This window comes from Sphingomonas sp. Marseille-Q8236, assembly GCF_965112005.1.
In genome coordinates, this window is the sequence record NZ_CBCOPO010000002.1 from 1,255,672 (window position 1) to 1,268,979 (window position 13,308).

The 13,308-nt window shown below is 65.2% G+C and carries 7 protein-coding genes; 1 reads left to right on the forward strand and 6 read right to left on the reverse strand.

The window, feature by feature from the left end:
• Positions 1-21: 21 nt before the first annotated feature.
• Entirely contained in the window at positions 22-3,105 is a 3,084-nt protein-coding gene (locus ACWPWT_RS18275) for a TonB-dependent receptor (RefSeq protein WP_454280861.1), read from the reverse strand.
• 4 nt (positions 3,106-3,109) lie between these two features.
• A complete protein-coding gene (locus ACWPWT_RS18280) occupies positions 3,110-4,174 on the reverse strand; it encodes a LacI family DNA-binding transcriptional regulator (protein ID WP_454280862.1) in 1,065 nt (354 codons plus the stop codon).
• Between the two features lie 246 nt (positions 4,175-4,420).
• Here ACWPWT_RS18280 and ACWPWT_RS18285 point away from each other — a divergent pair, with 246 nt between their 5' ends.
• Positions 4,421-6,676: a glycoside hydrolase family 3 N-terminal domain-containing protein gene (locus ACWPWT_RS18285; RefSeq protein ID WP_454280863.1), complete on the forward strand. Its 2,256-nt coding sequence runs from the start codon at positions 4,421-4,423 to the stop codon at positions 6,674-6,676.
• Between the two features lie 17 nt (positions 6,677-6,693).
• Here the strand turns inward: ACWPWT_RS18285 and ACWPWT_RS18290 are convergent, their stop codons facing one another.
• Genes ACWPWT_RS18290 through ACWPWT_RS18305 form a run of 4 tightly spaced genes read right to left on the reverse strand, consistent with a single transcriptional unit; the run spans position 6,694 to position 13,268 of the window.
• Complete coding sequence (locus ACWPWT_RS18290) at positions 6,694-8,226, reverse strand: tryptophan halogenase family protein (RefSeq protein WP_454280864.1); 1,533 nt, start codon at positions 8,224-8,226, stop codon at positions 6,694-6,696.
• Positions 8,223-9,260 (reverse strand): cupin-like domain-containing protein, encoded by a 1,038-nt coding sequence (locus tag ACWPWT_RS18295; RefSeq protein ID WP_454280865.1) that lies wholly within the window; start codon positions 9,258-9,260, stop codon positions 8,223-8,225. The genes ACWPWT_RS18290 and ACWPWT_RS18295 overlap by 4 nt, the downstream gene beginning before the upstream one ends.
• Positions 9,253-9,957, reverse strand: a complete 705-nt coding sequence (locus ACWPWT_RS18300; protein ID WP_454280866.1) for a SapC family protein — start codon at positions 9,955-9,957, stop codon at positions 9,253-9,255. The genes ACWPWT_RS18295 and ACWPWT_RS18300 overlap by 8 nt, the downstream gene beginning before the upstream one ends.
• A gap of 59 nt (positions 9,958-10,016) precedes the next feature.
• Positions 10,017-13,268, reverse strand: coding sequence for a TonB-dependent receptor (locus tag ACWPWT_RS18305; protein WP_454280867.1), 3,252 nt, complete (start codon positions 13,266-13,268; stop codon positions 10,017-10,019).
• Between the last annotated feature and the right edge of the window lie 40 nt (positions 13,269-13,308).

Consider the following 13,308-nt stretch of genomic DNA (forward strand, 5'->3'; position numbering starts at 1 on the left):
GGCCGGGATGACGACGGATCATCAGAAGTTGAAGCCGGCCGACAGCTTCACCGTGCGCGGCGGATTGCCGCCGATGCTGTAGGTCGACACTTCACGGTAGATGCTCGGCGAGCCCGACGTGCGCGTCGTATCGCTGGGGTCGTTGTTATAGTCGACATAGTTGCGGTCGTTCATCGCGTTGATGATGTCGACGCGGAAGCGGATGCGCGTCGCATCGCTGATGAACTTCAGCGGCACATATTTGGTGAATGCCAAGTCGAGCTGGCGACGGCCCCAGCGATCCCCCAGCCCGAACACTTCCGAGCCGACCAGCGTCCGCTGATACGGCGTCGACGTATCGAGCAGGGCGCGCTGGAAGGTCGGGCTCTCGATCTGGAACTTCGCCGACATCGTCACGCCCAGCGGCGTGTCGACGCTGCCCGCGACTACAAACCGATGACGCGGGACCACGCCCGAACGCAGCATCGGATAGTCCGAGGCCTTGGGGAAATCGAGCAGGAAGTAGGACGACTGGTCGTTGTTCGGCCGGTTGTCGACCGCGGCCGTGAAGGTATAGGTGGCGTCGATGCTCCATGGCGAGGCCGCCGAATAGGCCTTGGTCAGCTTGGCATAGGCCGAGTCCGCGCGCGTCTCGAGCCCATTGTCGCCCAGGATGATCGCGCCATAACCCGAAGGTGCGAAGCTGGTGTTCGGCCCCTGCGGCGCGCCTGTGGTCGGCGACGGCGCGAAGAACGACCCGTCGGGGCGACGGGTGCCGAGCAGATAGACGAACCCGTCCTTGCTGACGATCCGGGTATAGCCGACTTCCAGCTCGACCGGGTTGAACCGCCCGCGTACCCCCAGGCTGAACTGGTCCGAATAAGGAACCTTGAGGTCGTTCTTGATGAAGCGGAACTCGCGCCCGCCAGGACCGCCATTGCCGATCAGCTGCTGACGGCCCGCATCGGTCAGATAGATCGGATTCCAGGGAATGCAGTTCGGTCCGGGCGTGCACGGATTGATCGTGTCGGCGCCCTGGAAAAGGAACTCGCGACGCTGGAAACGGCCATTGGCCAGTTCCTGCTGCAGGAAGTCGAACTGGTTGCGATCGTACGACCGGCCATAGCCGCCGAACACCGCGAACCGGCCCTGTTCGTCCAGGCGATAGGTGAAGCCGACGCGCGGCTGCCACGCCCCCTTGAACGCCTTCCGGTTGCTGCCGGTCGAGATATAGTCGCCGATCTTGTAGTCGGCATTCACAAGGTTCGGATAGTTTGCGGGCGACACCGCGTTGACGTTCTCGGCGGACGTTACATAGTTGAGGAACGCCGGGGTCCGCTCATAATCCCAGCGCAGGCCGAGGTTCAGCGTCAGCCGGTCGGTCACGTCCCAGTCGTCCTGCGCATACAGGCCGAGCTGGAAGTTCTTCGAACGGATGCGCGGATCGCCCAGGCTGCCATTCGCGCCGAATTGCAGGCTGTACGGGATCTGGTCGTTGAAGCCGCTCGCCGACGGCAAGGTGGTGTCGTAGAGATAGAGCGGGTTGATCAGATTCTGCTCGAGCGAGTTGAGCGTCACCCATTTCGCCTTCGCCCCGACCTTGAACGTGTGGTTCTCGACGCCGGTCCAGGTGAAATCGTCCTGGACGGTCCAGCCCTTCTGCCCCTTGTCCTGGAAGCCAAGCCCGGCACCGGTGCGGAACAGGTCGAAAGTCGACACGCTGTTGCCGTTGCGGGTGGTGGTCCGGAACTGCTGCCCGATGCCGTTCTCGGCGGGCTGCGGCGACCAGGCGACATCCTCATAGGAGACGCGCACGTCGTTGATCCACTTGTCATCGGTATGCTGCCAGCGCAGCATCCCACGCTTCTCGTTGACCTTGCTCAACGTGCGGGTCGAGAAGGCGGCATTGCCGTTGCCGATCTGCACGCCGGTCTCGTTGCGGTATTTGCCGGTGAGCTCGACCAGGTCCTTGTCGGTCGGCTCGAGGTCGATCTTGCCGAAATACAGGTCTTGGCGGAAGCTGGAGTTGTACGAGCCGAAGATGTCGCGATACTGCGCGGGCAGGCTGGACACCGCCACGCCGTTGGTCGGCAGGATATCGATCGGGACCTGCCGCCGCTTGCCCTCATAGCTGACGAAGAAATGCGCGACGTCCTTGACGATCGGTCCGCCCAGCGCGACGCCGAACTGCTTGTCTTCCGAGGGGATCTTGGTGATCTTGGTGGGGAAGATCTCGGTCGGGCGACGGTCGCGAAGATTCTGGTTGGTGAAGTCGAAAAAGCCTTCGCCGTGGAATTCGTTGGTACCCGACTTCGTGCCCGCGATGATCGCGACCGAGCTGACCTGGTCCAGCTCCGCCTTATAGTTCGACGACAGCACCTGATATTCGCCGATCGCGAGCTGCGGGAACGGGTTGCCCGGCGAGCTGTCCTGCCCGGTCAGGCCGCCGCGCAGCACGTAATCCTTCTGGCTGACGCCATCGATGAAGACGTTGACCGAGTTCGACCCCTGCGCGCCGCCCTGGATGCGCGAGCTGCCGTCCGAGCTTTCGATGAAGCGGACGCCGGGCGCGAGATCTGCAAAGGCCAGGAAGTTGCGGCTGTTCTGCGGCAGCTGCTCGATCAGCCTGGGGGTGATGTTGACCCCAACCTGCCCGCCGGACAGCGAGCGGATGCGGCTGCCGGTGACGATGATGTCGCCGGCCTGCGCTTCGGCCGGGGGCGGCGTGGTCTCGCCTGCGGTGTTGTCGCCGGGCGCGGGTTGCGCGGGTGCCGGGGCGGTGGTCAGGTCGAGGTCGAGCCCGGCATTCTGCCCGACGCGCAGCGTGAACTCGTCCGAATTGCGCGTGCCCTTCTGAAGGCGGATTTCCAGCCGATATGCACCGGCTCGCAGCGACGGGAAATTATAGCTGCCGTCCGCGCCGGGCACGACGGTACGCCGAAAGCCGGTGTCGACCTCGACCAGGGTCACATCCTGCAAGGGGTTGTCGGGCGCGGTACGGATCACGCCGCGCAGCGCCGCCTGCCCGGCCTGCGCCGATGCAGGCGCGCTCCACATCGCCCCGGCGCCCAGCCCCGCCAGCATCGTCGCCCCGGCAAGCGCCAGCCTGAATGCGTTCCTTTTCATAATCCTATCCCCTGTCTGCTTCTCTTGTTGTTTCACGCACCATCAGATGCGGGACGATCACCTCGTCCGCTTCGGTCGTTGCGTCTCCCGAAGATCCCTCGCGGAAACCTTCGATCTGCCTTGCCAGCCGGGCCACCGCGCGGGCGCCCATCGCCGCGATATCGACCGCGACGCTGGTCAGCGCCGGGCTCACCAACCTAGCCAGCGGAATGTCGTCGAAACCGGCGACCGCGACCTGCCCCGGCACCGCGACGCCGTGGCGCTTCAACGCCGTCAGCGCGCCGATCGCCATCATGTCGTTGGCCGCGAAGATCGCATCCGCCTCCAGCGTCCCCGCCCCGATGCGGTCGCCGACCGCAACGCCGCTCGCCTCCAGGAAATCGCCCTCGATCACACTGAGCGCGACGCCCGCTGCGGCGGCGGCGTCCTGCGCGCCCGCACAGCGCTCCTGCGCGTCGAGATTGCCCAGGGGGCCGGAGATGTGGACGATCCGCTTCGCACCGCCCGCCGCCAGATGCGCGACCGCCGCGGCAGCCCCGGCGCGATTGTCGATACGCAGGTTCGGACTGCCCTTCTGCGGCACGCAGGCGAGGAACACAGCGGCCAAGCCGCGCGGCATATTGTGTGCAAGCACATCGGGATCGAGTTCGGGCGCCATCACCAGCAGCCCGTCGACCTGCCCCCGCAGCGCCGCCAGCGTATCGAGCCCGCGCCCGTCATGGAGCACGGTCAGCAACAGCCCCAGTCGACGCGTGCTCGCCTCCCTGTCCATGCCCCGTAGCAATTCGGAGAAGAACTCGCCATGCAGATCGGGCAACACCACCCCGATCGCCCCGGTCCGCGCCATGCTGAGACTGCGCGCACCGGCATGGGGGACATAGCCAAGCTGCGCCGCCGCCTCCTCGACGCGGGCCCGCATTTCGGCGCGCACATGGTCCCGACCGTTGAACACCCGCGACACCGATGCGACGGAGACACCCGCCACCCGCGCGACGTCGTGGATCGTCGCATGCGCACCCCGCGCCGCCGGGGCGGCAACGGGCGCAGAATCGGGTTTGTCGGGCAACATGGCCGTCGAAGCATCCTCTCTCGATCGCGGGCTTGTAACCGCTTACAGAAACCGCTTACATGAACTAGGAATGACAATCAATCGGTCGATTGTTCGGCTGGGCGCCATTCCGATCGGCGGCTGGAAAGTGATCCAATGCCCTATACGTGCTGACCGCAGCGATCGCGGTGGAGACAGGGTAGAAAGTCGGATCGCCTTCCCGGTCACGACGTGAATGACGTATAAATGAGAACGAAAGGGAGCAGGATGAACGGTCAGGATCGACGGATATCGCGGCGTGCATTGTTGGCGGGAGCTGGTGCGGCACTGGCATGGTCGGCTAGTCCGGCACGGGCTCTGCTCGCCATCGTCGGCGAACGCCCACTTCCCGCGGCGGTCGAGGCGCTGATCTCCCGAATGACGCTCGTCGAGAAGGCCGGGCAACTCAATCTCCTCGCGGCCGCCTGGGCGGGGGGAGCGGCGATTTCGCTCAACCCGGCGGGCGCGGCGTCGAGCTTCGATGCGCAGTTGCGCATGGTCCGTCGGGGCGAGCTGACCGGCGTGTTCAACGGCAATGGCGCAGAGATGGCGCGGCGGATGCAGACCGAGGCGGTGCGCCATTCGCGGCTTAAAATTCCGCTGCTATTTGCCGCCGACGTCATCCACGGCCTGCGCACCGTCTTTCCGGTGCCGCTCGCCGAAGCGGCGAGCTTCGATCCCGATCTGGCGCGCCGGACCGCTCGTGCCGCGGCGGTCGAGGCGTCGGCCTCGGGGATCGACTGGACCTTCGCGCCGATGGTCGACATCGCCCGCGATGCGCGCTGGGGGCGAGGCGTCGAGGGATCGGGGGAGGATGTGCTGCTCGGCCGCTTGATGGCCGCAGCGCGCGTCGAGGGTTTTCAGGGCAGCGGTCTTGCCGCGCCGGATGCCGTTGCGGCCTGTGCCAAGCATTTCGTCGCCTATGGCGCGGGCGAGTCCGGGCTCGACTACAACAGCGTCGACGTATCGGAACGCACGCTGCGCGACGTCTATTTCCCGCCCTTCCAAGCGGCCTTCGCGGCGGGTGCGCCGACCGTGATGGCATCGTTCAACGATCTGTCGGGGGTGCCCGCGACGGCGAACCCATGGCTACTCGACACGATCCTGCGCAAAGAATGGGGCTTTGGCGGGCTGGTCGTCTCCGATTATACGGGTGACGAGGAACTGATCGCACATGGCTTCGCCAAGGATGGCCGTGATGCCGCGCGCCTTGCCTTCCTCGCGGGCGTCGACATGTCGATGCAAAGCGGGCTGTATCTCCAACACCTCCCCGATCTGGTCGAGAAGGGCGAGGTGCCAATGGCACGGCTCGATCAGGCGGTGCGTCGCGTGCTCGCCCTCAAGGTCGCGCTCGGGCTGTTCGACGATCCCTTCCGCCGCATCGACCCGGCGCGCGAGAAAGCCCGGCTGCGTACCCCCGAGACGCTGGCGCTTGCGCGCGAGGCGGGCGGGCGCAGCATCGTCATGCTTCGCAACGAAGGCGACGTGCTCCCCCTGCCCCGCTCGGGAAAGAAGATCGCGCTGATCGGGCCGTTCGCGGGCGGCGGCCATGATCTGATCGGGCCATGGAATGTCTACGGCACCGATCGCGAGGCGGTGGACCTCGTTACTGCGGTGCGTGAGACCGTCCCCGACGCGACCCTGGACGACGGCAGCGATTTGACGCGCGCGGTCGCCGCAGCGCGTGCCGCCGACATCGTCGTGCTGGCGATCGGCGAAACGCAGAACATGTCGGGCGAGGCGCAGTCGCGTACCGAGATCGTCGTGCCCGCCGAGCAACAGGCGCTGGCCGAGGCGATCGCCGCGACCGGCAAACCCTATGTCGTGCTGTTGCGCACCGGGCGGGCGCTCGCGCTGACCGGTGCGGTGGCGAAGGCACCCGCCTTGTTGGTGACGTGGTTCCTGGGCTCGCAGGACGGCCCGGCCATCGCCGACATCCTGTTCGGCGCGGTTTCCCCCTCCGCGCGGCTGCCGGTATCCTTCCCCCGCGCCAGTGGGCAGGTGCCCTATTATTATGCGCATCGCAGCACCGGCCGCCCCAACCCGCCTGGACCGCTACAGCCCTATAAGGCGCACTTTCGCGACTATCCGAACAGCGCATTGTTCGCGTTCGGTCACGGCCTGACCTATGGCAAGATGGACTATTCGGACCTTCGGCTGAGCACTGCCACGCTGGGCGACACGCCGCTGACGATCCGCGCGACCATCGCCAATACGGGCCGCATGACGGCGACGGAAGTCGTCCAGCTCTATGTCCACGATGTCGTCGCCAGCGTGACCCAACCGGTGCGTGTGCTGAAAGCGTTCACCCGCGTCACCCTTGCCCCGGGGGCGCGGCAGGATGTGACCTTCACCCTCACCCGCGCCGACCTGTCCTTTATCGGCCGCGACCTGACGCCGACGACCGAACCCGGCACTTTCCGCTTATGGGTCGCGCCATCGGCCGAAGCCGAAGGACTGGCGGGCACATTCACGCTGACGTGAACTCCAGCGACGTCAGGTCAGAGGGCCGTGTTCGCCGGCTCCGTCCTGACGTCCGCCCGGACCGGCGCGGCACAATAGCCCTTGATGAACGCCAGGTGGTCCGGGATCTGCTGCAATTGCCGCGAAAGCTGTTGATCGAGGCCGTAGAAGGAGTCGCGCAGGGCGGGCGGACCGATCATTCCCGGAATGCGGTGATGGGCCGTGGGAACAAGTCCCTGCCCCAGCATGACCGAAACCCACGAATCGATCTTGAACAGATCATCCTGCCCCTGCCAGGCCCCCGCGCTTTCGACGAATAGTGCAATGCGTTGCGCGAGCGCCTCGGGCACGTCCATCGTTGAACGGCGTTGCCAGAATACCGAGTCCGTCCGCCCGGTCTGCGCATAGTGCAGGATTATGAAGTCGCGGATATGCTCCCATTCGTGACGCGACTGGGCGTTGAACCGTGTCCGCAGCGCCGCGCTGTCTTGCCCCTGAAACGGAAAGCCTTGGATCAGGCGCATCACCGCGATCATGACCAGATGGATGCTGGTCGACTCCAGCGGCTCGATAAACCCGGCGGCAAGTCCAAGTGCCACGCAATTGCTGTTCCAGGCCTGCCGACGCATTCCGGCGCGGAATTGCAGAGCACGCGGCTCGAATAGCGGCGTGCCCTCGATCCCGGCGAGTAGCGTGGCGGCCGCCTCATCCTCGCTCATGTCGGCCGAGGAATAGACCAGCCCGTTACCCACCCGCGTCTGAAGCGGGATGCGCCAGCGCCAGCCCGCCCGATGCGCGATGGCGCGGGTATAGGGAACCGGCGCAGAGACGGCTTCGGTCTGAACCGCCAACGCGCGGTCGCAGGCCAGCCATTCGCTCCAGTCCTCGAAGCCCGTCTCCAGCGCACCCTCGATCAGCAGCGCACGAAAGCCGGTACAGTCCAGGAACAGGTCCCCCTCCACCCGGTCGCCCGATACCAGATGCAGCGCGGCGATATCGCCGCCCTCGCCATGACGCTCGATGCGGGCGATGCGGCCCTCGACCCGGCGCACCCCCGCCGGTTCGGCGACACCGCGCAGGAAGCGGGCATAGGCCGTCGCGTCGAGATGATAGGCATAGGCCAGGGTCCCTGCCTCGTCCCGTCCGAACCGGCTCGCCTCCGCTGCCCGCGCCTCGAGCGAATAGTCGGTATACGCGCCGCCGAACCCGTGACGCTTGGCCTCCAACCAGAAATGCTGGAAATCGGCGATCGCCACTGACCGACCGACCGTTCCGAACGGATGGAAATAGCGCGCGCCGTCCGGTCCCCAATTCTCGAACGCGATACCGAGCTTGAAGGTCGCCTGGGTCGCTTTCATGAATTCGGCTTCGTCGAGCCCAAGAAAGGCATGGAAGCTGCGCGCCGTCGGGATGGTGGACTCGCCGACGCCGACCGTGCCGATCTCGTCCGATTCGACGAGCGTGACGTCGACCAGCGGTCCCAACTGCCGAACCAGCGCCGTCGCCGCGAGCCACCCGGCCGTCCCACCCCCGGCAATGACGACACGGGTCGCCGGATAGGGCTCGCTCATCGGTTCAACCTTTGCAGAAGATAGGCGCGAAGCCGCCGCGCCATGGCCTCGTCGAGCGGCGCTAGCGGGCCGTGCGCCGCCGGCGGCAAATGGTCGGTGACCGCGTCACTCTCGCCGAAGATATAATGGTCGAAGATCGCCCGCCAGGCCTGTTTCTCCGCCGCCGGGCGGTCGCGCAGCGACAGCATGGCATGCATCACACTATCCATCGGCGTGTCGAGATAGTCCGGTGCGGCGTTCCACCAATAATTGACGAGGATGTTGAACGCCTCCAGCGCCTCGACATGGTGCCACCACAGCGCCGGGTAGATCAGCAGATCACCGGGCTCAAGGTCGGCCACCACGGCCTGGCCCATGGCATCGGCAAAACGGGGATAGCGGTCGAGATCGGGCCGGGCGAAATCGACCATGCTGACCACCTGCCCGCCCGGCGTCGGGGCAAGCGGACCGGGATAGAGATTGCCGATCTGGTCGGGCGGAAACAGCGTGAAACGACGCCGGCCAACGGCGCAGATCGCCGCATTGTTCGCCATGTCATAATGCGCCGAGGCGATGGTCCGGTTGCCGATCCAGATACTGGCCAGTGGCGGGTGTCGGTCGAATAGCCCGTCGGACGGGACCAGATCATTCTCGACGCGAAAGCCCGGCAGATAGGCGTCGAGATCGGTCGACCCCATGTAGAGCGCGGGCATATCCTCCGACCCGTCGCCTCCATCCAGCAGGCGCGCCATGAAGTCGCGCAGGGACAGGGTCTGTGTCTGGAAATTCAGTCCGGTGACGCTTTCGTCATAGTGAAAACGTCCGCGTATCGCCGCGTCACCCACATAGCCGGTCACCGGTCGCCCACGGTCGAAGCGCAGGAGATAGTCGGCTGCCGCACGGTAGGAAACTTGCCCTGCCTGGACCAGCGGCCAATGCGCCGCATAGCCTCGCAGGATGACCGGTTCGTTGCCTTCGACGAGCGAAGCCAGGTCGGGCGCCCCCGTTTCCGCCAGTTCGCGGGCATGACGCCCGGTGGGCAGATGGTCAGCCATGGGGATCCAGGCTCAGCTTGCGGTCGATCAGATGGCGAAGATTGCCCAGCGAAGACGCGATCCAGAATGCCGGTCGCAAATATTCCTGCGCATGGAGATCGCCCAGGGCCCCGGCCTCCATTGCCGCCAGCCGAGCGGTGTCGATCGTCAGGCAATCCGGCACATTGTACCGCCGCCCCTCGTCCAGATCGAGTTGCAGGACGGCGGGCGTCAGCAGGTCGAGCGCGGCCCAGCTCTCGTACATGGCCTGCTCGGTCTGCACGCCTGCATAAATACGTTGCAGCATGACCGAGACATGATCGAGCAGCGGCGCGTTGCCGCCATGCTCGCGAAACACGGGAATGCCCTCGGGGGACAGTCGCGGATGCTCGGGATCGATGAAGACCATGGGCTCCCCGGTCGGGTCGTGGCCGATCGAAAACGGCCCGCGCGAACGGGTCGCCGGAACGTAGCGGGCCTCCCAGCGATCGCCCTTCAGGAACAGGTTTTCGTCCGGGTCGAGGCCGAGCAGAACGGTAGCGTAAAGCGCTCCACCCTCGTCGCGCCGCAGCACGATGGCGTATTCGCGCTGAAGCTCCTCGAACTCGGTTGGAAACACCCGCGTCTGGTTGATGGCATCGCCGAAGCGGGCGTGATGACCGATCGCAACACGAAGGTCGCGATGGTCGACATTGTTGAGCAGTACAGGTGCGGCCATGATCGCCCCATGTACCCGGAAGACCGCAGGGGGGACAGCGGCCTTCCGAGTTTCAGAAATCAGAAGCGATAGCGTGCGCCGACCAGATAGCGGGCGGAACCTTCGGCCAGATACCAGGTGTTCATGCGATCGCGGCCATAGGTCTGGACACCCTCCTCGGTCAGGTTGATCGCCTCGAAGCCGAGCGCGAAGCGTGGCGTCAGGTCGAAACTCATCGACAGGTCGAACTGGCCATAGGGCGCGGTGAAGACCGGATTGCGATCGCCGCCGCGGTTGATATCGCTCAGGAACTTGTCGCGCCAATTGTATGACAAGCGGACCGAAATGCCGCTCTTGTCATAGATCAGCGTGGCATTGGCGGTGTCCGACAGGCCGACCAGCGCAAAGGTGTTCACGCTGGGATCGGCCGCGATGTCGATGCCGATATTGCCGCGAACCAGCGTATAGCTGGCCGCGACGCCGAAGCCCGTCTCGCCCAGGAAATACTGCCCTGCCAGCTCGACGCCATAGATATGCGCGTCGCGGTTATTGATCGGCGTGTTCACCGCAAAGTTGAACAGCGGGTCGCTGGCATTCGGACTGATGTCGACCTGGCTGAGGATCGAGTCGACGAAGCCCTGGTTCAGGGCACGGCTCTGCGTGTTGTAATTGGCCGCGAACTGCGCGTTCGCCGCCGCAACATTGCCGTTATTCTGCTGAAGCAGCGCGGTATAGGTGAACAGATTGACGTCGGTGATGTCGGCGCCGAACGTGTTGGTCAGTTGCTCGCGCGCTGTGCCCGACCGCGTGCCGGCCTGACCCGATGTGGCGTCGCGCAGGCCGAACAGGTTGCGGTTCACAACGGTGTTGCCGATGAAGTTGTGCACCCGCTTGTCGAAGAAGCCCGCCGACAGGAAGACGTCCTTGCGCGGATACCATTCGACCGACAGGTCGATATTGTCCGACGACAGCGGCAAGAGGCCGGTATTGTTGGACGAGCCCGTCGCGATGCCACCGATCGCGGTCGGGCGTCCGGGCGCACCGACGCCGGTCGAGGCGAACAGGTTGCCGTAAGGGGCACGCGAGATCGTCTTGCTGTACGAGGCGCGGGCGAACAGATTGTCCAGCACCTCGATCTTGGCGTCCACCGCGGGCAACCAGTTGCTATAGGATCCGCGCGCGGAGATCGCCTGCTGATCGGTGCTGTTCTGGACGACGAAGTCGTTGTCCGCCGTCCACACGATCGCCAGCGGCACGGGTTGCAGCGACACCGCTCGCACCTTGGTATTCTCGTAGCGCAGGCCGGCGACGATCTGCACGTTGCGGCCGAAAACTTGCCCGTTCCAGCTGCCCTGGAGGTATCCGGACCAGATATTCTCGCGCACCGAATTGTCGCTGTTCGCATCGATATTGTTGCGGTGATCGACGCCGTCGTTCGTCACGCCGGAATAATAGTCGAACAGCGTGTTGTAGAGCTTGGTCGCATCCTCCGTGCGGAAGGCGATTTGCGTGTTTGGATCGGCGTTCGGATTGTTATGCTCGAACTTGCAGGTGTTGCAGAACTGGAAGACCTGCCCCGGTGCCAGCCGCGCGATGTCGGGCGGCAGCGAGTTGCCCCAGTCGCCCAGCACCTGACGCGTGTTGAACTGGGTCTGGCGAGTGGTGGTGGTGCGGTAATCGGCGCCTGCGTCAAAGCGGATCTGGTCGGTGAATTCCCAGGCGGCATCGGCGCGCAGCTCGCGGATCCGCTGCGTCTGGTTCGAAGCGAATTGGCGCTGCACCGCGCTCGCCAGGTCGCCGACGTCCAGTATACCGTTGTTGTTGCCCTTGATGAAGGACTGGCCGGTCGGGGTCGTGCTTTGCGTACCATCGTTGATCGTCAGCGTCTGCTGCGGAAAGCCCTTATCGGTCCAGCGCAGCGTATGCCCGGTGACGACCGGCGCGTTGATCGCGACGGTGGTCGAGGTCTGGCCATTGGGATTGTCGGGCAGGCTCTGCGCCTCGCCGATATGACCGTCGATCGACAGGGTGAAGCGGTCGCTCGGCTTCCATTCGATATTGCCGCCGACATCGTACAGCCTGTTCTTCTGCGCGCGATAGGCCTGTTCGAAGGCCGCATCCTTCACGCCGTTGATCGTCTCGGCCAGGAATTGGGTGGTGGCGATGCCGTTGCTGGCATCGTCGAACGTCACCTCGCTGAACGGCCGGTTGAACCAGTTGGACTGGCTCGAGCGTCGCTCGGACTGGCGCAACTGGGCATAGAGACCGTCGGCGGTGAAGGTCAGCGTGTCAGTCGGGCGGAATTGCAGGATCGCCTGGCCGTTGATCCGCTCGCGGCTGGCCTCGGAGAAGTGATAGCGGAAGTCGTTGGGCACCGAAACCAGCGGGTTGCCCGTCGGACGGTTGTTGATCTTGGTCGCGCCGTTCACGAAGCCGTTGGCCGGGTTCAGGAAATCGTTGAGCGAGCGGATATTCCAATTGTCCGGCGCCACGCTCGCAAAGCTGAAATTGCGCTTCTGGTAGCTGCCGAACAGCGACACGCCCACGCGCTTTTCGCTGTCGGACCAACTGACCGTGCCCGAGGCTTCGGGCGTGACGCGCGCGCCGCAGTCTATGCAATCAGCGGAGCTGTTGTCATAGCTGCCCTTGACGCCCATCGACCCAACCAGCCCGGTATCGGCATTGTCGAGCGGGCGGCGGCTGACCACGTTGACCGTCGCGCCGATGCCGCCCGAGGGGATCGCCGCGCGCCCGGTCTTGTAGACCTCCAGCGTCTTCACCCCTTCCGAGGCGAGGTTGGAGAAGTCGAACGAGCGCCCGAAGCCGCCCGCACCGTCACCGCCTTGGTCGCCGCCGACCGCGACGATGTTGGATGTCGCGAGCTGGCGGCCGTTGAGCGTGACGAGGTTGTACTGCGCGCCGAAACCTCGGACCGTGACGGTCGAGCCCTCGCCGTTGCGTCGGTCGATCGAAACGCCGGTGATGCGCTGCAGCGACTCGGCGAGATTGGTATTGGCGAACTTGCCGATATCCTCGGCGCTGATCGCGTCGACCACGCCGTTCGAATCGCGCTTGATCGCGATCGAGCGTTCCAGTGACGCACGAACGCCGGTGACGACGATGTCCTCGGAACTGGTTTCGGGCTGGGGATTGGTCGGGCTGGCCTCACCCGGCGGGAGCGTCTGACTGCCCGTATCCGCCTGGGGAGTGCCCTGTTGCGGGTCGATCGGCGCGGTCTGCGCCTGGCCCTGCGAGGCCAGCAGCAACCCCGCCGTCAGGCTCAAAACTGATGTCGAGCGCACGAGCACGCGCGCAAGCGTCTTCCCCTTCATCCCACCTCTCCCATTTACGGCAATGTCACGCCGCCTGTTC

What these genes read in the sequence shown, in the direction of transcription:
- ACWPWT_RS18295 (WP_454280865.1), bottom strand. Translation starts at nt 9,260, where the DNA reads ATGGCTGACCATCTGCCCACCGGGCGTCATGCCCGCGAACTGGCGGAA.
- ACWPWT_RS18280 (WP_454280862.1), bottom strand. Translation starts at nt 4,174, where the DNA reads ATGTTGCCCGACAAACCCGATTCTGCGCCCGTTGCCGCCCCGGCGGCG.
- ACWPWT_RS18305 (WP_454280867.1), bottom strand. Translation starts at nt 13,268, where the DNA reads ATGAAGGGGAAGACGCTTGCGCGCGTGCTCGTGCGCTCGACATCAGTT.
- ACWPWT_RS18275 (WP_454280861.1), bottom strand. Translation starts at nt 3,105, where the DNA reads ATGAAAAGGAACGCATTCAGGCTGGCGCTTGCCGGGGCGACGATGCTG.
- ACWPWT_RS18300 (WP_454280866.1), bottom strand. Translation starts at nt 9,957, where the DNA reads ATGGCCGCACCTGTACTGCTCAACAATGTCGACCATCGCGACCTTCGT.
- ACWPWT_RS18285 (WP_454280863.1), top strand. Translation starts at nt 4,421, where the DNA reads ATGAACGGTCAGGATCGACGGATATCGCGGCGTGCATTGTTGGCGGGA.
- ACWPWT_RS18290 (WP_454280864.1), bottom strand. Translation starts at nt 8,226, where the DNA reads ATGAGCGAGCCCTATCCGGCGACCCGTGTCGTCATTGCCGGGGGTGGG.